Below are 17,296 nucleotides of genomic sequence, written 5' to 3' on the forward strand. Positions count from 1 at the left end.
ATTAGTTTTGGATAAAAATCAACATGTTGCTAATTGATATTCACACCCATAAACATTCAGAGCCAGATGCTGGTGTTCTGACGCTTCCCAATGTAATTGTTTCGAAGGAATCAATCTACAGGAAACCTTGCAGTGCTGGGATCCATCCTTGGTATATAGATGCGGATTTTGAGTTACAATTTGAGACCTTAAAGGGGTATCAAGCTCAGGAAGGCGTAATTGCTGTTGGGGAGTGTGGGTTGGACAAGTTGACTGCTACCCCTTGGGAGCGGCAAGTGATGGCTTTTGAACGTCAGATTGAGCTTGCCAATGAGCTTAATAAGCCTATCATCATCCATTGTGTCCGGGCATATTCAGAAGTATTCAGTTCGCTTACTGCCAAACATAATCAGGTTCCTGTGATGATGCATGGCTACGCAAAGAACTGGGACTTAGCAGCTACCCTATTAAAACATGGCTATTACCTATCCTTAGGTCCCCATATTCTTAAGGGCGGAATGATGGAGGTTATCCGTCAGATTCCTTTAGATCGTCTTTTCTTAGAATGTGACGATAAGAATGCAAAAATCTCTGAAATTTATGCTTATTTTTGCCGCGCCAGAAAACTGTCTATGCAGGAACTGGAGCAGCAGATCTTGCTGAATTTCAAGAAGGTTTTTAATTATACAATAAAAGAATGATGGATATATCATGGCTCTCTCGGACTGAAGCATTAGTTGGTAGAGAGGCTTTGGAAAAGTTAGCGAACTCCCATGTTATGGTTCTTGGTTTAGGTGGCGTTGGTTCTTTTGCCGCAGAATTTATTGCACGTTCAGGAGTAGGGAAAATGACAATCATTGATGGTGATACCGTAGACCCAAGCAATAGAAACAGACAGTTACCAGCATTGGCTACAAACCACGGAGTAGCAAAAGCTGAAATCATGAAGGAACGGTTATTGGCTATAAATCCAGAACTACAGTTAAATGTTGTTCAGGAGTTTGTTTTACCACAGAGTATTCCTGGATTACTGGAATTGAAACCAGATTACTGCGTTGAAGCCATCGATAGTATCACCCCGAAATTATTTTTCATTCGTCGCGCATTGGAAGCTGAAATTCCATTTGTAAGTTCGATGGGTGCAGGTGGAAAACTAGATCCTACAAAAATAAAAGTTGCTGATATTGGAAGTACATTCAATTGTAAACTCGCTCAGCATATCCGTAAGAAACTAAAAAAACACGGGATTAAAAAAGGCGTTAAAGTTGTTTTTTCAACAGAACTCCCTGATAAGGAATCCTTGCTTTATACCGACGGAAGTAATTACAAGAAATCAGCTTATGGCACGATGTCTTACCTTCCGGCAGCCTTTGGAGGCACATTGGCCTCGGTGGCCATCAGAGATTTGATGGAATAATAAAGATTTTATATAATAGCAAAGGCTACTGAAATCAGTAGCCTTTGCTATTATATTTTTTCTTCAATATTTTATCCTACCACGACTTTTACCATATCATCAACGCCCAAATATTTCTGAGCGATATCTTGCACCTGATCTGGATTGATCTGACGTACAACATTGCTATAATAGGTATAGTAATCCAGGTCTAAACCGGAGTAGTAAACGGATTTGAATTTATCTACATGGGAGAAAATAGACTCCAGACTTCCTAGCATTGATCCTAACATATAGTTTTTGACCAATTCTAATTCCTCCTCGCTGACCTTCTCTTCTTGTAATTTTCGAGACTCCAATTCAATCTGTTTTAAAGTATCATCAGTATATTCCGAACCTACATCTGTAACCACGGAAATAAATCCCGCATGGTTCAGATTAGCTACAAGTGACCCAATGCTATAGGTATAGCCTTTGTCCTCACGGATATTACTCATCAGTCGGGAACCGAAGAAACCGCCAAACAAGGTGTTTACAAACTGTAAGGCTGGATAATCAGCATGTGATCTTTTGATTCCTACTTTTCCTAAACGAATAGATGATTGTAAAGCTCCGGCTTTATCAATTTTTACAAGGTCGGTATCTAGATTTAATTTTTGAATATATGGAACACTTTGAATTGCCACATCCCCCTTCCATTGCTCTTCAAAATAGTTTCTAAAGCTAAATAATACTTCTTTACTAATATTTCCGGATAGGAATAAAGTTGCATTCTTAGGCTGAATCTGTTGTCTATATAATCTTAAAAGATCATCCCTTTCAAGTCCTTTCAATAATTCATCCGTTACGGATTGACCGTATCGGGTTGAGCCAAATAGACTATCATAGAATTTTCTACGGGCGATAAAATCGGTTTTCTCCAAAGAGATTTGAAGACTTTGGCTATTGTTTCTGATATAAGTTTCCAATTCCTGTTCAGGGAGTATGGAATGGTTTAAGATATCGTTAACAATAGGGAGAACCGCATCAATATGCTTATTTAAGGTATATAATGTTAGAGCATTATGATCAAAACTAAATTCAGGAACTAAATAAGCGCCAAAGAAATCAATTTTTTCAGCGATTTGAGCACTTGTATAAGTGGTGGTTCCTTCCTTCAACATGGAAGACAATGCTGTATTACGAACAGGATTTTCGAAGCCTTCAAATAAGTTATTGAAAACAAACTCGGCTTTGACAAGCTCTTGATCTGGAGCATGGAAAACAAATACTTTCAAACCATTGGAGAAGATAATTTCTTCTGGTTTTTCAAGGGTGATATCCCCTATTCCATTGATCGATGGTGCAAATGATCTATTCAGCATGCGCGACCTCCTTATTTCTTGCGTTATACATTAAGGTTGAAGAATTTTTTTTTCTAAAGGTCTCTTGAGCAACTCTTTGAATTTCTTCGGCTGAAATATTCAGATATTTTTCTACTTCATGATTATATAAATCGGCATCCCCCAATAATTCATAATAGGCTAAGTTCATCGCTTTATCCAAGATGGACAACTCAGCAAAAACAATGGTGGATTCGATTTTATTCTTCACTTTGGTCAATTCTTCATCGGATACCAATTCATTCTTGAGTTTATCCAATTCATCCCAGATTGCTTTTTCAGCCTCAGTCAATGAAATATTCGCCACCGGCTTACCTTCCACTACAACCAGGTTATTATCCAAACTGCCCAGTACATAAGCATTGATATCACTAAATAACATTTTCTCCTTAACCAGACGACGGTATAATCTGGATGAGCTTCCTCTCGCAAGGACATCTGTGATTAAATCCACGGTTTGGTAATTGGGATCAAGCCTGTTTACCGAGTGGAAAGCAATATAAATACTACTTACAGGTACATCAGCAGAAACTTCTTCCAATCTGGCTAGCTCTTGTTTTGGTTCTTGTGGTAGGTTTCGATTATTTGCCTCACCCATAGGGATATCAGCGAACCATTTTTGCGCTAGTTCCTTGATTTCAGCAAGCTTCACATTTCCCGTAATGGCAACAATGGCGTTATTAGGAGTATAAAATTTCTTGAAGAAGGCTTTGACATCTTCCATCTTGGCATCTTCAATATGTTTCACCTCCTTACCAATGGTAGCCCATTTATAGGGATGCACCTTATAGGCGAGTTCTCTTAATTTCAGCCATACATCACCATAAGGTTGATTTAAATAGCGTTGTTTAAACTCTTCGATAACGACATTCCGCTGCACCTCCAAGCCCTGTTCATTGAATGCCAAGCCCATCATACGGTCAGACTCTAACCAAAAGGCTGTTTCAATATTATTAGCGGGTAAGGTGATATAGTAATTGGTGATATCGTTGGAAGTAAAGGCGTTATTCTCCCCACCAACTCTTTGCAAGGGCTGGTCATAGTTGGGGATATTCACCGAACCACTGAACATCAAATGCTCAAAAAGGTGGGCAAAGCCAGTTTTATCTTCTTGCTCATCCCGAGCACCGACATTATAAAGAATATTCATGCAAGCCATTGGACTATGAGGGTCCTCATGCACAAGCACTTTCAATCCATTCTCAAGAATGAATCTTTCAAATTTTATCATTGAATCTGATTTTCAATAAATTATATTAAACCCAATTAATCCCTTTTTTAAGTAGGGATAAAGTTTTTTCTTCTTTTGAACCTGTCTCTGTTTTAAAATTATAGAACCAATTAGCTTGTTCTGGTAAACTCATCAAAATGGATTCGATTCTTCCATTGGTTTCTAAACCGAATTTGGTACCGGCATCATAAACTAGGTTAAACTCTACGTAACGACCTCTACGCAATAACTGCCAATTTTTTTCGGCTTCCGTAAATTGCTTGTCGCGACTTCTGTTGACTAATTCACTATATACTTTAGGAAATAAATGTCCTAAATCACATGAGAAATCAAAGATTTCCTGATCGGAGATTCCTGCTTTTTGCGGAGTTAATTTATCATAGAATATACCACCAATCCCTCTTGTTTCTTCTCTATGCTTGATAAAGAAATAATTATCTGCCCAATCCTTAAACTTTGGATAGAATTCAGCAGAGTATTGGTCACATACCCTTTTTAATTCCTGATGGAAATAGGAAGCATCTTGTTCATCCACATAATGAGGTGTCAAGTCTATACCTCCACCAAACCAGCGAACTTCTTCATTCAACTCAAAGTACCTAATATTCATGTGAATAATCGGCACCCAAGGGTTATTTGGATGAATGACGATGGATACACCAGTCGCGAAAAACTCATCCTCTTCTACTCCAAATGCTTTTTTGATTTGTTCAGGAAGTTTTCCATGCACTGCAGAGAAATTTACCCCTCCCTTTTCCAAAATATTACCGTGTTGAATTACTCGGGTTCTTCCACCGCCACCGCCATCACGTTCCCATAATTCTTCAACAAAATGAGCCTTTCCATCCAAAGCCTCTAATGCCTGGCTGATCTCATCTTGAATTTCTTTATATTTTTCGGCAATCTGCTCTTTACTAATCATTATGTCAATTTATCCGATAAATTCTTTACAGCAATACTTGCTGGCTGATTTTTATATAAAATATTGTAAACGGTATTACAAATAGGCATTTCCAATTGATGATTGAGGATTATGTCCTGGATGCAATCAGAAGCAAAATACCCTTCAGCAACCATATTCATTTCCATTTGTGCAGATTTAACAGAATAACCTTTACCAATCATGGTACCGAAAGTTCTATTTCTGCTGAATTGAGAATATGCTGTCACCAAAAGATCGCCTAAATAAGCCGATTGGTTAATCTCTCTTTTTTGAGGATCTATAGCATTGACAAAATACTCCATTTCACGAATTGCATTCGAGATTAATACTGCCTGAAAGTTATCACCATAGCCTAAACCATGACAAATACCACATGCTAAGGCATAAATATTTTTCAGAACAGCACCATATTCCACACCCAGCATATCATTTGATACGACAGTTTTTATATAATGAGTTTGAAAATATTGTGCTACCATTGCAGCATTGGCTGTATTTTTCGATGCAAAAGTCAAATAGGATAGCTTTTCCAGGGATACCTCTTCAGCGTGACAAGGTCCGCCTACAACCACGGTATCTTCAAATGGGACTTCAAACTTTTTGTTCAAGAACTCGCCAACAATTAATTTAATGGAAGGCACGATGCCTTTGATGGCAGAAACAAGAAGTTTATCCTTGAAATCAGCAGGTTGAAGTTCACTCAACGCTTCCTCTAGATAGGCCGCTGGTGTATTTAAAATAACAATATCAGAATTCTTAATAACATCCTTTGGGTCTGCGAATAAACTGATATGATCCAATTTTACTTCTACAGCGCTTAGGTAAGATGGGTTGTGATGGTATTGTTCTATGTAGTCAATATCTTCTTGCTTGCGTACCCACCAGTTGACATGTTTAACCTGTTGATTATCTGTCAACATCTTTATCATGGCGGTTGCCCAGCTTCCACTACCTATTAATCCAATTCTTGCCAATAGTTTCCTCCTTTATTTGTTTGAAAAACAAAGATACCAATAAATGAGCGTTGCTAATGTAAAATATAGGTTGATTTTATCAGCATTTGGTAATTCAAGCTGTGGAAAGACAAAATTAAGGGCAATAAAACAAAAAAGAACTTTCAATAATCCGGGCAAAAAGCCATGGAATTGAAAGGCCTTACAAGAGAATTAAACAACGATGGTATTACTTTATCGACACAAAAATTTCAACACTAGGAATTTCTGCTTGACATTTATCTGCTGAATATTTTTCAAAATCAGCTTTATATGCTCTATTCAAGTCGGAAGCCCAGATTTTGCCCCAAGCTCCATAAATAGCTTCACCAGAGATATCGCCTTCCAGCAAAATCTTTTCATAAGTTGCGGCAGGAATCTCCTTACCAACCATTCCTTCAGGAACTTCATCAAGAGAACTAACCCGACAACCCAAAAGGGTTAAATAAGGACCTTGAAAATCCGACTCATAGTCTGTATACACACAGTAAACAGTATCATCTAATCTATTTGGGATCTTATTTTCAAGTTGCTCACCCATAAATCTAGCCCATAATGCTGGGATATCTTGGGCAGCAGTTCCATCGGTATTACAAGTTTTTACGGCAATACCGATGATATAAAAGGAGTTTATATTTTCTTTGCTCATTTTCTATAGATTAATTAATAACAAAGGAATGTTAGTTTGTGACAAAGGGTTGTCAGTAGGAATTATTCGTTATTTAATTTTCATCAATAACCAATCTAGAATCTCTACATAAACCTCTTTCTTATTATCTTCATTTAATAATTCATGTCGCAATTGTGGGTACAAATGGTATTTCGCCTCCTTGACTCCATGCTCTTTAAGTTCTTCCACTGATTTCACCACTCCCTTACCAAAATCACCTATAGGATCATCCTGCCCGCTTAATAACAGAAAAGATAGATGGTTGGGAACCTTTTTAAACCAATCCTTTCCACTACCCCATAAGGTCACCTGCGCAGCACCATAGAATGCATTATCGGTAAAATCAATTCCACACAATTCATCATTCAAATAATTATCTCGGTTTTCTTTGTTCAGGCTTAACCAATTCAGATCCTCATGATTGATCTCATCTTTAAACTTCCGATTATTGATTTGAGCAAACTTATCATTCATAAATGTGGACTTGGAGTTGGGCGCTACTTTATTCAATATCCCCAAAAAGCTTGTTCCAAAGGAACTCCCTTTCATGGCATGACCAGTTCCAATCAACACCACTCCAACAAATTCAGTTCCGATTCTTTGGATAACATTTCTAGTAATAAAGGAACCTAATGAATGACCGATAATAAAATGGGGCAAGTCATTATACTTCTCATGCAAGAATTGAGTCATCTCAATTGCAGTTTGAATCAATATTTCTCCGGGTTGGTCTTCATGGAAGAATCCAAGATTTTTCGGGTCTCTTGCGGTAGAGCCATGACCGGGATGGTCATAAGTAAGGACTATAAATCCATTTCTAGCGAGAAAAGAGGCGAAGTCATCATACCTGCCACTATGCTCCTGCATACCGTGTAAAAGCATGATTGTTCCAAGGATAGTTGTTGATTCGGGAGTATATAAATTATAGAATACCTGAATGTTTGTTTTATGATCAAATTGAACGGAATAGAATCCAGAGTCTTTAATAGCCATATATAAAGTTAATTAATTGGCGATTGTAAAGGAAATTGATTTGAAAAATATGAATTAAGGAGAAGGAATAGTTTAGGATTACGAACTGTATAAAAACAAAAAACCCGCTTTAAAAGAATTAAAGCGGGAATTAAGTACGCCAAAAGGGATTCGAACCCCTGACCGACGGTTTAGAAAACCGTTGCTCTATCCAGCTGAGCTATTGGCGCTTGATTTTGTGAAGCAAAAGTAGGTATTTGGTTGATAAAACCAAAATAAAATATCTTTTTTTAGCACATTTATCATTAACTAATTGCGTTACAAGTACATATTTTTATTATTCAGTGGGATCTTAAAAGGGCTTTTCAGGAAAAGCTAGATTCTACGGGGATAGATAAAATATTTTCCATGCTTAATAGGCTTAAAATCAGCTTAATTAGACGTTAAAGGGGATTTTATTGGGTTTTATTTTCATTTTTTATTTGGAGATCAAGTCAGAATTTGTACTTTTGTCGCGGAGAGTTGGCAGAGTGGTCGAATGCGGCGGTCTTGAAAACCGTTAACTGTCACAGGTTCGGGGGTTCGAATCCCTCACTCTCCGCCAAACAAATCAAAGCCTCGCAATAGCGAGGCTTTTTTGTTTTTGATGGATTTTGACAAACTTGTTTGAGCAAATTCTTCAAAAACAAAAAAGCATAGTGAGCGCAGCGAACGGGCTTTGATTTGTATGAAGCCTCCCCCAACAAGGGATGGCTCAAGCCTAAAGCGCGGGATTAGAGCGGCTGAGCCAATCCCTCAATTAGGTTAAAAAAATCCTTCATCGAAAGATGAGGGATTTTTTGCGTAATAAAGGTTTTAATCCTAGTATTTTGAGAAGGAAATAAAAATTAAAAGTTGCTAAAATGAATTTATCTTTTATGTTTGTAATAATTATTAACCTTTTATTCTTTTTTATTTATGGCAAAATACACCTGTATATTTTGTGGATTTAACTCAAACATCAAGTACAGATTACAACAACGAAAATACCCCAAGAAACCTGTATTACTTAAATTAATTTCACCTAATTGTTTTACTATTTAATAAATAAATTATGGAAACTATTCACGGAAGAGAATATTCAGACACAAGATTTAATGAAGAACTTCAAGAAACAGAATATTATATCGTAGATTGGGACGAATGGAAGACTGAAGAAGAAGTTGAAGAACAAAATGAAGAAGAAAACTATTGGCTAAATGATTATCCAAATGAAATAGATGACGAACGAATTGATGAGGATTAAACAACAAAAGGGAGGTACGGTGTACTTCTCCTTTGTTTACCTCAATTTTCTCTAATATTCCCCCTTTCAACCGATCATTTCTCATAATCCGGAATATTCATTCCTAGAATAATATCCCTTTTGATCGTCAGCATACCAGCCTCAAATGAAGGATTCACAACCCCTGAACCTCCCCTTTTCGGTAATTTATTAATAAATGCAGCCTTCAACAATGGATCATCAGCAAAGAAATATTCATCCAGGTAGTATTCATTGGTTTCGGGTTCCTTGATGGTGATATGAATATGTTCAGGTTCAGTTTCATCAGGGTAAGAGGCAGGTCTAAAAGAGTAGAAAGTATACTTACCATCTTTGCCGGTTTTTACCCATCCACGAATATAGCCATGACGCTTTGCCCAACCAATTTCATCCCCTCGCATTTGGTAGACTCCCTTTCTATTGGTATGGTAAATATAGATAATCACATTTTCAGCAGGAGTCTTACCATCCTTTTCATAGACGATGCCGGTAATTTTCATCTTTGGTTCATTTCTATCGAACTCCGGAAGGGTATCCACGGATTTCAATATTTTGTCTTGGTACTCATACAATGCTTCGCAGCCTTCACAAGGTCCGCCAACAATTCTTAACCCCTGACTTTTACAAGACGAATAAGTAAAGGTGAGGGTTAGGAGAATTAAAATCGAAAAACAGTTTTTTAAATTCATATAGCCGTATTTTAAAATGTTACGGCAAGATAAATTCAATTAGAAGACAGTAAAAATAAAATGATTTAACCCGAGGAGTTTAATAGTTGAAGCGATGACTAGGTTGAAAACTTTTCTTGAAATCAGCAGCATAAGTGCGACTTAATCTTTGACATTCCCCATTGGAAAGGAAAATATCATAGTCACCATTGAGCCTAGATTTTAATGAAATTACCTTTGTGATATTTATCACAGAAGATTTATGGATTCGAATAAATTGATCGCTATTTAGTTTTTCCAAAAGAGATTTCAAAGTATCAGAATGGAGGTAATTTTTATCTTCAAGCTGTATACTTACATATGGACTTGCTGAAGTAATATGGAAGATTTCATCTTGTTTTATCAGAATCTTCTCCTTTCCATTATTGATCAGGAATTGCATGTTCAAATGGACTTGTAAAGACGAGACCTCTGACTCTTTTTCTACAGATTGAAATTTAATCCACAACAAATAACCTGAATAGACCATAATTAACTTAAAAAAATCGTGGGTACAGGTATAAGACAAAAACTTGTAATAACTATAATGGCTGTGATAGAAAAAATAGGAAATAAGGGAAGCAAATAATGGAAATATCAGAAGATGTACCACCGTTGCCAGAGTCGTCAAAAGACAAACGAGTTTAATAGTTTTTTGCTCTATTTTATTAAGGACCCCTTGGAGTAAACCAATTATTGGGATAAACAACATCCAGAAGAAATTAAAAAGCAGATCTTCAGAAAAGTAAAATTGATTTCCACTACGTTTAGACTCCAAGAAATCCTGCAAAAGTGTCAATGTCATCATTGACATGAAAATTACGATCAAGATTGGAGTCAACTTAGCGAGGTTCCAAACAGAATATCTATTTTTCAGCGAAAGGGTCATGACTATTACTTTATTGAGATCATAATAAATAAGGAAATAATGCGAAGCTTAACTCTCTTAAAATGAGTCAATAATTCAGATATGAAATTAAATATTATTTCTAAATAACTAATCAGTTTCTCGGAATATTTCACCCTGGTGATGAACTTAAATTTTAATTAAAAAAGAGTTTTAGTTACAACATTATCCCTTATCCCGTTAAAAAATGTTAATCCAACAAGTAATATATAAGATAGGCACAAGCTTTGCGTTTTTATAGTACAAGCAGAGTAAAAGAGTAAAGAGTAAATAATTTCATAATTTAGGTTAATAATTGGTTAGTAATAAAAACCTGAGCTTCCCCGGCTCAGGTTTTTTATTATCCAGTAGTTCCAGAGACCATTATTAAATAGTCTTGCTATTAATAATTGGATGAGAATAAGTTGTTTCCTATATTTAGTGATATGAACCTACCTAAAGACAAACAAAAATTATTAGATGACATTTGTGCTGAATTGGAGCAGTTGGAAAATATTTCAGCCATTGTTTTAGGAGGTTCGTTTGCAACGGGTCGTGCGAATCAGGATTCAGATTTAGATATTGGAATTTATTATCACGAAAACCATCCCTTTTCGATTGATGATATCCGAGGAGTTGCAGAAAAATTTTCAACAATTGAAAATCCAACAGTTACTGACTTCTATCAATGGGGACCCTGGGTCAATGGTGGAGCTTGGATAAATACTGAATTCGGAAAAGTCGATTTTCTGTATCGCAACATCAACCAAATCCGTAAAACCATTCAAGATGCTACAGAAGGTATATGGGAAAATCATTTTGAGCAACAACCTCCCTATGGATTTTCCTCCATATTTTATTTGGCAGAAATAGAAGCCTGCCAGCCAATTTACGACCCGCAACAGATCATCCAATATTTAAAATCATTGGTCAAAGTTTATCCGGAGAACCTCAAAAAGACGATTATCCAGGATTCCTTATGGTCAGCAGAATTCACCTTAATCAATGCAGAAGGATTCGCGAAAAACAATGATTACTTCAATACATTCGGTTGTTTTACAAGAGCCTTAAAGGCCATTGTTCAGGCTTTATTTGCACTCAATGAAATCTATCCAATCACTGATAAAAAAGCTATCGAAATTCTTAGCAAAAGTTCCTATTGCCCTGTCAAGCTTGAGCAAAAAGTAAAATCAATATTAACGGCAAAAAGCACCTTATTGGAAAACTATAAAGTATTGCTGTCTTTATTTGAAGAAACCGTTTCATTGGCATCAGGGTTTTATCAACCATTATTTTCCATAAAGAAGTAGAAATTTGTTAAAACTGGATTGGGCAAGTATTAGGATAAAATTGCTTAAATTAATCTTCATAATCGCAATCCCATGACAACGATCGACAACTACCTAGAGAACCATTACATCCATCGGAGTAACTGGTTACGTGCAGCCGTATTAGGAGCAAATGATGGAATCATTTCAGTTTCAAGTCTAGCAATTGGTATTGCTACAGCAAGTAGCACCCGAGATCCTATATTATTGGCGACTATCGCGAGTATGGTAGCAGGTGCATTATCCATGGCGGCAGGAGAATATGTATCAGTAAGTTCGCAGACAGATATCGAGAAAGCGGATATCAAGCGTGAAAAGAAGGAATTGGATGAAATGCCAGAATTAGAACTACAGATGCTGGCAAAAATCTATGAGGAAAGAGGATTAAAAAAGGAAACGGCGATGCTTGTTGCAAAGGAAATGACAGCTCATGATGCTTTAGCAGCCCATGTTAGAGATGAATTAGGGATTACTGATATCAATCAGGCAAACCCAATCCAGGCAGCCCTAGCTTCAGGAGCAGCCTTTACAGCAGGCGGACTCCTGCCCTTGCTGGTAGTTCTTTTTGCGCCCGTCGATAATATGGAATACTACCTATATGGTTTCACAATAATTTCATTAATAATCTTAGGGGCAGTATCTGCGAAAACAGGAGGTTCCAATATGACAAAGGCAGTCATTCGAATCGTAATCTGGGGTACTATCGCCATGGTTTTATCTGCGCTGGTTGGCTATATATTTGGGGTATCGATATGAGGTCTTATGGGCATCATGATTTAACTCAGTTCATCAAATATTAATTTCAATTGCATTCAATGACTTAAATATCAGGCATCGGCTTAATTCAATTTATTATGAGGATAAATAAATGGCCGAAATAGAGTTTATCAACAATAAAAGAGGTTTTTTAGCCAAAAAATGTAGCCGAAAGGCTATTGTTTTTTATTTTTTAGAAATATTAGCATTTCCTTATTTACTCATTATCTATATTTATTGTTTAAACATTAAAATTGTTTAAACAATTGTATTTACACAACTATCTATTAAATGAATAACAGGAAGTTTGATTTTCTCTTGGAGCAGGAGCTTAAGGCCGAGTTAGAGCAGGTGGGTTCCAAGCTTGAGTTTAAGGCTGGCGATATGATCGTGGAGCCCAATAAATACATCAAGGTTATTCCCCTTTTGTTGAGAGGTTCAATCAAGGTTATTCGGGAAACAAGTGAAGGTAATGAGTTGATTTTATATTATATCAAATCAGGCCAGAGCTGCGCTGTTTCCTTGTCGACTTCCCTAATGAATAAACTAAGCAACATCAAGGCAATTGCTGAAGAAAAGGTAGAACTGATAGCTGTTCCTGCATCCATTTCAGTGAAATGGTATGAGAATTATCCAAGTTGGCGGATGTTTGTCCTAAGAACGATGGATAATCGCTATGAGGAAATTATCTCAGCATTAGATAGTGTTGCATTCAAAAAAGTTGATGAGCGATTAGTGGAATATCTGAAGGCAAAATCAGAGGCTGTTCAGAGTGATACACTAAATATTACCCATCAAGAAATCGCAAATGAGCTTTCAACCTCGAGGGAAGTGATCTCAAGATTGTTGAAACAATTGGAACAAAAAGGCATTTTGAAACTTTTTAGAAATAAAGTAGAAATTTTATCCTTAATGTGATAAAAGTCACTGACAAACAATAAAATAAAAACCATTTTTGTTTTAGTGTTCACCCTAAATCACTTGTTATGAAAAAGAACATGGGATCACAAGACAAATTAATAAGGATTATTATCGCGATAATCATTGCGATATTATATTTCACAAATGTAATTTCAGGAACATTAGCTATTGTCCTTTTAGTCGTTGCTGGGATTTTCATACTTACTAGTATCATTGGCATATGTCCTATATACAGTATTTTGGGAATTTCAACTTGTAAAAAGAGCACGACGAACGCTTAAGAAACGAAAATCACAATAACTATTATCTTTATACCTTACCCCACTTAGATCCCTTAAGTGGGGTTTCTTTTACCTATTTTCGGTAATTATTTTTCATAAGGAAATAATAAACATTTTCACAGAGAATGATTATGTTTACAAACTATTTTAAAATTACGCATGAAGATTATATCACACTTCCTTAACAACCAACAAGTTGCAGAAATACTTGCAGATGATTACGTCTGGCAAACAGTGGAAGATGGAACTCAAGTAATGGGCGATATCTATTATCAGGGCTACGAAAGATTAATTATTCATGAAAAGAATATTCATCCCAAGTTTTTTGACTTAAGGACAAAATTAGCGGGTGAGATATTACAAAAATTTTCAACCTATCGTGTCCGACTTGCAATTGTTGGAAATTTCAGCAAATATGATTGCAATCATTTAAAGGAATTCATTTTCGAAAGTAATAAAGGTAAACTCGTAAATTTTGTCGATTCCGTAGAGATTGCTAAATCCAAGCTTTCAACTTAACTTATCACTAAATTTCCCTAGGAATATCAAGACTAAAAAATAAATCAGATTAATTTTCTTGATCAGCAATATTTCCATTCATTTTGAATTACATTTGTTAAAAATTATGAAAAGAAATGAATGCAGTAATTAGAAATTTGCTAGCTGTAGTACTTGGGATTGTTGTGGGAAGTTTGGTCAATATGGCTTTGGTTACCATTAGCCCTATGGTTATACCTCCACCAGAAGGAATTGATGTCAGCACATCGGAAGGATTAAAGGCAGGAATGCATTTATTTGAACCCAAACATTTTGTTTTCCCATTTTTGGCTCATGCCTTAGGTACCTTTGTAGGAGCTTTAGTAGCAGCTTGGATTGCCGCAAGCAAGAAGTTTACCTTTGCCATGGTTATAGCCGTATTCTTCTTTCTTGGTGGATTAGCTTCTATTATTATGCTACCCTCTCCTATCTGGTTTACCTTTGTGGACCTAGTGTTCGCATATTTTCCTATGGCATATTTTGCAAAAAATATTGTTTCACGAGATTAAAATATTAGAAATCCAGTTATTCTTATTGAAATACACTAATTCTTTGTTAAAAGATGTTAATCCTCAAATTCAGTGACACGAATTACCATTTGAGGACGTTATAATATCAAAGAAAAGCAAAAGAGTAAAAAAGAGTAATTTCATAATTTAGGTTAATAATTGGTTTGGTAAAATCCTGAGCTTCCCCAGCTCAGGATTTTTTTTGCAATACATTTTCACCTCCATACAAGTCGTTAAAAAACCTTAAAAACTTCCTTTTGGCATGGTAAATGCAATATTCTCAAATGTAACATCGTTATTACAATAGATTTATTAAACATAAAACATAAAAACTACTAATATGAATGAACTATTTTTTTCAGCAATGTTTATAGGAAGTATACTTTTTGGAAACCCTGAAACCACAGAAATTCCTTCAGAATTAAATATGAATAATGTTGAATATGCTCAAGCCAATCCCTCAGGAACCATAACCTTGATTTCAAGTTCAGCGATGAAGTTGAAGTTCAAAGTAACTGGTGATCAAGTTTATACTCCTTTGGATATTTATGTAAATGATGAAGCCCAAGGATCTGTAAATGTAAATGAGGAATTCGAAATAAAACGCCCTGTGAACAATGGAGGGCAACAAAGCATTGAAGTAATACTTAAAAATGCTGATTCTATATATGCAAGCTATGTGATTAGCTTCTAATCTCAATTAAATATAAGTAAGACAACCTAAAGAAAATTCTTTAGGTTGTTTTTTTACCCTTAATATTTATTATTTTAAGGGATGCTAACAAATTTTGAAATTCACGACCTGATCTATGTTTATTTTGATGGACACGAAATAGATTTACACAATGAATATGATTTTATTGCGGAGAAGGTTATGATTTCAAAAACTGAGATTCGTTTGTTATTTCAAAAGACCGATAATCTATTATTGAACCCTCCTTTTGAATTTCTTCAATTCAATGCTTACAATTATTCATATTTACTAAACAAAGCCCCTGATCAGGATCAAATATGGAATGACACCTGTATTGATGGAATTACTTACTATCCTTCTTCCGAAAGGGAAATTCATAATGCGTTAATAGATCAAAGAACCGCCAAGGAGAATGATGACCTAATCTTTAATTTCATGAGTAATCGGATTATTCGCATCGGTGCTGAGAGAATAACCCTGGAAGGATTTAATTCAGAATCCTGATAATATCGACCAATGCCTCGGTGAAAAATCCTAAGTCCCAAGCAAGAATATTCACCGATTTTTCCGCAATGTTTACCGAGAAAGCTTCAGAATTGACCTATTTAGCCTGTTACTGCCTGTTTTTACGCACTACCTTTGAGATATCAAATAAGAAATAATAACAAAAAAATAAAACAGGTATTAAACATTAAAACTATAAGTCATGAAAAATCTAGTAAAAACATTCGCAATCGCAGGTCTATTATTCGCTTCATCATTAACAGCATTTGCAATCGATAAAGACAAGGACAAATTAAATAATGCAGTCGTAGAAAATGTGGTTGATGCATACATCAACAGTTCAGTAAAAGGTGATGTAGAACATGTAGATAATTTATTCGCTGATAACTTCAGCTTAAAATACAACACAGAATACAATCAGGCTCCGCTTTCAAAAAGCTCATATATCAAACAGATCAAGGGTCAAAAAGGTGTAACCTTCAACTGTGACAGTGATTATCAAATCGTTGAAAAAGCTGGAAAATACAGTTTAGCAAAAGTAACCCTTGACTTCTCCAACTTCAAACGCACTGACTACCTAACCATGGTACAAGATAATGAAGGATGGAAAATCACTGAAGTAAACTCAGTTTTCGAAGAAAAATAATTGGATACAACATATATAAAAGGCTGCTCTATGGTTAGAGCAGCCTTTCTGTTTATTTTATCTATCCCAAAACATTGGAGGCTCAATACCTAGACTTCTCAGATAAACATATCCTTGTCCACGATGATGAATTTCATTATCCACAAAGTATAATAGATTCTCATAAATTGGCGCATTAAATTGACCAAATAGATTGAAATGCTCTGGAAATCTTTCCTCTGGAATTTGATTATAATATTCTGTAATCAATGGAGTTTGCCTATCCCATTCTGCCAAAAGTGCTTCCTTAGTATTAAATGGCACATCATGATTAAATCCTTCTGTGGTATTATTCACCATTCCTTCCAATCCAGGAAGCCCAACGGTTAATATTTCCTTTACCAATTCAGCAAATGGACGCATTCCGCCAATGCTAAATTCAAATAATTCCTTTTCAGGGAATTTCTCAATGGTATTTCTTGTTAAATTTCTATGGCCTTGCCAATGATTTAAGAATTCTGCTTTTGAAAAAAATCCGTTTGTGCTCATAATATTTTCTATTTAAATGATTGAATAATCAAATTTAAGAACATGGAATGACAGCCTTTTGTCAGCAGGTTTCAATCAATAAATCATAAAAAAACTTCCAAAAAAATCAATTCTTGGAAGTTCTAATCCTT

21 protein-coding genes and 2 tRNA genes are annotated in these 17,296 nt (G+C 35.7%); 13 read left to right on the forward strand and 10 right to left on the reverse strand.

The features are described from left to right. Positions 1 to 23: 23 nt before the first annotated feature. Positions 24 to 680, forward strand: coding sequence for a TatD family hydrolase (locus PZ892_RS11255; RefSeq protein ID WP_182498287.1), 657 nt, complete (start codon positions 24 to 26; stop codon positions 678 to 680). After that, entirely contained in the window at positions 677 to 1,396 is a 720-nt protein-coding gene (locus PZ892_RS11260) for a tRNA threonylcarbamoyladenosine dehydratase (protein WP_094258869.1), read from the forward strand. The genes PZ892_RS11255 and PZ892_RS11260 overlap by 4 nt, the downstream gene beginning before the upstream one ends. Positions 1,397 to 1,467: 71 nt before the next feature. Here the strand turns inward: PZ892_RS11260 and PZ892_RS11265 are convergent, their stop codons facing one another. From PZ892_RS11265 to PZ892_RS11295, 7 genes are all read right to left on the reverse strand, one after another. Further along, positions 1,468 to 2,739 carry a pitrilysin family protein gene (locus PZ892_RS11265; protein ID WP_277711253.1) on the reverse strand — a complete coding sequence of 424 codons (1,272 nt, stop codon included), beginning with the start codon at positions 2,737 to 2,739 and terminating at the stop codon, positions 1,468 to 1,470. Further along, positions 2,729 to 3,988 carry a pitrilysin family protein gene (locus tag PZ892_RS11270; protein ID WP_277711254.1) on the reverse strand — a complete coding sequence of 420 codons (1,260 nt, stop codon included), beginning with the start codon at positions 3,986 to 3,988 and terminating at the stop codon, positions 2,729 to 2,731. The genes PZ892_RS11265 and PZ892_RS11270 overlap by 11 nt, the downstream gene beginning before the upstream one ends. A gap of 25 nt (positions 3,989 to 4,013) precedes the next feature. Next, positions 4,014 to 4,910, reverse strand: coding sequence for an oxygen-dependent coproporphyrinogen oxidase (hemF, locus tag PZ892_RS11275; protein WP_277711255.1), 897 nt, complete (start codon positions 4,908 to 4,910; stop codon positions 4,014 to 4,016). Beyond that, positions 4,910 to 5,905: an NAD(P)H-dependent glycerol-3-phosphate dehydrogenase gene (locus PZ892_RS11280; RefSeq protein WP_277711256.1), complete on the reverse strand. Its 996-nt coding sequence runs from the start codon at positions 5,903 to 5,905 to the stop codon at positions 4,910 to 4,912. The genes hemF and PZ892_RS11280 overlap by 1 nt, the downstream gene beginning before the upstream one ends. A 208-nt stretch (positions 5,906 to 6,113) precedes the next feature. Further along, entirely contained in the window at positions 6,114 to 6,572 is a 459-nt protein-coding gene (locus PZ892_RS11285) for a GyrI-like domain-containing protein (protein WP_277711257.1), read from the reverse strand. 69 nt (positions 6,573 to 6,641) lie between these two features. Then, positions 6,642 to 7,586 carry an alpha/beta hydrolase gene (locus PZ892_RS11290; RefSeq protein ID WP_277711258.1) on the reverse strand — a complete coding sequence of 315 codons (945 nt, stop codon included), beginning with the start codon at positions 7,584 to 7,586 and terminating at the stop codon, positions 6,642 to 6,644. A gap of 135 nt (positions 7,587 to 7,721) precedes the next feature. After that, positions 7,722 to 7,795, reverse strand: a tRNA-Arg gene (locus PZ892_RS11295). Positions 7,796 to 8,081: 286 nt separating this feature from the next. Here PZ892_RS11295 and PZ892_RS11300 point away from each other — a divergent pair. Both PZ892_RS11300 and PZ892_RS11305 read left to right on the forward strand, forming a co-directional pair. Next, positions 8,082 to 8,169 (forward strand) — tRNA-Ser (locus PZ892_RS11300). Positions 8,170 to 8,658: 489 nt separating this feature from the next. Further along, positions 8,659 to 8,850 (forward strand): hypothetical protein, encoded by a 192-nt coding sequence (locus PZ892_RS11305; RefSeq protein WP_277711259.1) that lies wholly within the window; start codon positions 8,659 to 8,661, stop codon positions 8,848 to 8,850. A gap of 74 nt (positions 8,851 to 8,924) precedes the next feature. Here the strand turns inward: PZ892_RS11305 and PZ892_RS11310 are convergent, their stop codons facing one another. Both PZ892_RS11310 and PZ892_RS11315 read right to left on the reverse strand, forming a co-directional pair. Further along, positions 8,925 to 9,557 carry an intradiol ring-cleavage dioxygenase gene (locus PZ892_RS11310; protein WP_277711260.1) on the reverse strand — a complete coding sequence of 211 codons (633 nt, stop codon included), beginning with the start codon at positions 9,555 to 9,557 and terminating at the stop codon, positions 8,925 to 8,927. A gap of 79 nt (positions 9,558 to 9,636) precedes the next feature. Then, entirely contained in the window at positions 9,637 to 10,464 is an 828-nt protein-coding gene (locus PZ892_RS11315; RefSeq protein ID WP_277711261.1) for a LytTR family DNA-binding domain-containing protein, read from the reverse strand. Positions 10,465 to 10,907: 443 nt separating this feature from the next. Between PZ892_RS11315 and PZ892_RS11320 the strand changes: the two genes are divergently transcribed. From PZ892_RS11320 to PZ892_RS11360, 9 genes are all read left to right on the forward strand, one after another. Beyond that, positions 10,908 to 11,771: a nucleotidyltransferase domain-containing protein gene (locus tag PZ892_RS11320; protein WP_277711262.1), complete on the forward strand. Its 864-nt coding sequence runs from the start codon at positions 10,908 to 10,910 to the stop codon at positions 11,769 to 11,771. Positions 11,772 to 11,843: 72 nt separating this feature from the next. Further along, on the forward strand, positions 11,844 to 12,545 hold the full coding sequence (locus tag PZ892_RS11325; protein ID WP_277711263.1) for a VIT family protein: 702 nt from the start codon (positions 11,844 to 11,846) through the stop codon (positions 12,543 to 12,545). A gap of 291 nt (positions 12,546 to 12,836) precedes the next feature. Next, positions 12,837 to 13,463, forward strand: a complete 627-nt coding sequence (locus tag PZ892_RS11330; protein WP_182498241.1) for a Crp/Fnr family transcriptional regulator — start codon at positions 12,837 to 12,839, stop codon at positions 13,461 to 13,463. Between the two features lie 80 nt (positions 13,464 to 13,543). Further along, positions 13,544 to 13,747 (forward strand): DUF2892 domain-containing protein, encoded by a 204-nt coding sequence (locus PZ892_RS11335; RefSeq protein WP_229678338.1) that lies wholly within the window; start codon positions 13,544 to 13,546, stop codon positions 13,745 to 13,747. Positions 13,748 to 13,906: 159 nt separating this feature from the next. Further along, complete coding sequence (locus PZ892_RS11340; RefSeq protein WP_094255794.1) at positions 13,907 to 14,266, forward strand: DUF4180 domain-containing protein; 360 nt, start codon at positions 13,907 to 13,909, stop codon at positions 14,264 to 14,266. A 116-nt stretch (positions 14,267 to 14,382) separates the two neighbouring features. Further along, on the forward strand, positions 14,383 to 14,793 hold the full coding sequence (locus PZ892_RS11345) for a hypothetical protein (protein ID WP_277711264.1): 411 nt from the start codon (positions 14,383 to 14,385) through the stop codon (positions 14,791 to 14,793). 340 nt (positions 14,794 to 15,133) lie between these two features. Then, positions 15,134 to 15,487 (forward strand): hypothetical protein, encoded by a 354-nt coding sequence (locus tag PZ892_RS11350; RefSeq protein WP_277711265.1) that lies wholly within the window; start codon positions 15,134 to 15,136, stop codon positions 15,485 to 15,487. A gap of 81 nt (positions 15,488 to 15,568) precedes the next feature. Beyond that, on the forward strand, positions 15,569 to 15,991 hold the full coding sequence (locus tag PZ892_RS11355) for a hypothetical protein (protein WP_277711266.1): 423 nt from the start codon (positions 15,569 to 15,571) through the stop codon (positions 15,989 to 15,991). A gap of 202 nt (positions 15,992 to 16,193) precedes the next feature. Next, positions 16,194 to 16,637, forward strand: a complete 444-nt coding sequence (locus PZ892_RS11360) for a nuclear transport factor 2 family protein (protein WP_182498236.1) — start codon at positions 16,194 to 16,196, stop codon at positions 16,635 to 16,637. A gap of 57 nt (positions 16,638 to 16,694) precedes the next feature. Here the strand turns inward: PZ892_RS11360 and PZ892_RS11365 are convergent, their stop codons facing one another. Next, on the reverse strand, positions 16,695 to 17,165 hold the full coding sequence (locus PZ892_RS11365; RefSeq protein ID WP_182498235.1) for a DinB family protein: 471 nt from the start codon (positions 17,163 to 17,165) through the stop codon (positions 16,695 to 16,697). Positions 17,166 to 17,296: the final 131 nt, after the last annotated feature.

It is taken from the genome of Sphingobacterium sp. WM (assembly GCF_029542465.1).
Lineage (GTDB): Bacteria > Bacteroidota > Bacteroidia > Sphingobacteriales > Sphingobacteriaceae > Sphingobacterium > Sphingobacterium cellulitidis.

What these genes read in the sequence shown, in the direction of transcription:
- PZ892_RS11255 (WP_182498287.1), top strand. Translation starts at nt 24, where the DNA reads ATGTTGCTAATTGATATTCACACCCATAAACATTCAGAGCCAGATGCT.
- PZ892_RS11260 (WP_094258869.1), top strand. Translation starts at nt 677, where the DNA reads ATGATGGATATATCATGGCTCTCTCGGACTGAAGCATTAGTTGGTAGA.
- PZ892_RS11265 (WP_277711253.1), bottom strand. Translation starts at nt 2,739, where the DNA reads ATGCTGAATAGATCATTTGCACCATCGATCAATGGAATAGGGGATATC.
- PZ892_RS11270 (WP_277711254.1), bottom strand. Translation starts at nt 3,988, where the DNA reads ATGATAAAATTTGAAAGATTCATTCTTGAGAATGGATTGAAAGTGCTT.
- hemF (WP_277711255.1), bottom strand. Translation starts at nt 4,910, where the DNA reads ATGATTAGTAAAGAGCAGATTGCCGAAAAATATAAAGAAATTCAAGAT.
- PZ892_RS11285 (WP_277711257.1), bottom strand. Translation starts at nt 6,572, where the DNA reads ATGAGCAAAGAAAATATAAACTCCTTTTATATCATCGGTATTGCCGTA.
- PZ892_RS11290 (WP_277711258.1), bottom strand. Translation starts at nt 7,586, where the DNA reads ATGGCTATTAAAGACTCTGGATTCTATTCCGTTCAATTTGATCATAAA.
- PZ892_RS11305 (WP_277711259.1), top strand. Translation starts at nt 8,659, where the DNA reads ATGGAAACTATTCACGGAAGAGAATATTCAGACACAAGATTTAATGAA.
- PZ892_RS11310 (WP_277711260.1), bottom strand. Translation starts at nt 9,557, where the DNA reads ATGAATTTAAAAAACTGTTTTTCGATTTTAATTCTCCTAACCCTCACC.
- PZ892_RS11315 (WP_277711261.1), bottom strand. Translation starts at nt 10,464, where the DNA reads ATGACCCTTTCGCTGAAAAATAGATATTCTGTTTGGAACCTCGCTAAG.
- PZ892_RS11320 (WP_277711262.1), top strand. Translation starts at nt 10,908, where the DNA reads ATGAACCTACCTAAAGACAAACAAAAATTATTAGATGACATTTGTGCT.
- PZ892_RS11325 (WP_277711263.1), top strand. Translation starts at nt 11,844, where the DNA reads ATGACAACGATCGACAACTACCTAGAGAACCATTACATCCATCGGAGT.
- PZ892_RS11330 (WP_182498241.1), top strand. Translation starts at nt 12,837, where the DNA reads ATGAATAACAGGAAGTTTGATTTTCTCTTGGAGCAGGAGCTTAAGGCC.
- PZ892_RS11335 (WP_229678338.1), top strand. Translation starts at nt 13,544, where the DNA reads ATGGGATCACAAGACAAATTAATAAGGATTATTATCGCGATAATCATT.
- PZ892_RS11340 (WP_094255794.1), top strand. Translation starts at nt 13,907, where the DNA reads ATGAAGATTATATCACACTTCCTTAACAACCAACAAGTTGCAGAAATA.
- PZ892_RS11345 (WP_277711264.1), top strand. Translation starts at nt 14,383, where the DNA reads ATGAATGCAGTAATTAGAAATTTGCTAGCTGTAGTACTTGGGATTGTT.
- PZ892_RS11350 (WP_277711265.1), top strand. Translation starts at nt 15,134, where the DNA reads ATGAATGAACTATTTTTTTCAGCAATGTTTATAGGAAGTATACTTTTT.
- PZ892_RS11355 (WP_277711266.1), top strand. Translation starts at nt 15,569, where the DNA reads ATGCTAACAAATTTTGAAATTCACGACCTGATCTATGTTTATTTTGAT.
- PZ892_RS11360 (WP_182498236.1), top strand. Translation starts at nt 16,194, where the DNA reads ATGAAAAATCTAGTAAAAACATTCGCAATCGCAGGTCTATTATTCGCT.
- PZ892_RS11365 (WP_182498235.1), bottom strand. Translation starts at nt 17,165, where the DNA reads ATGAGCACAAACGGATTTTTTTCAAAAGCAGAATTCTTAAATCATTGG.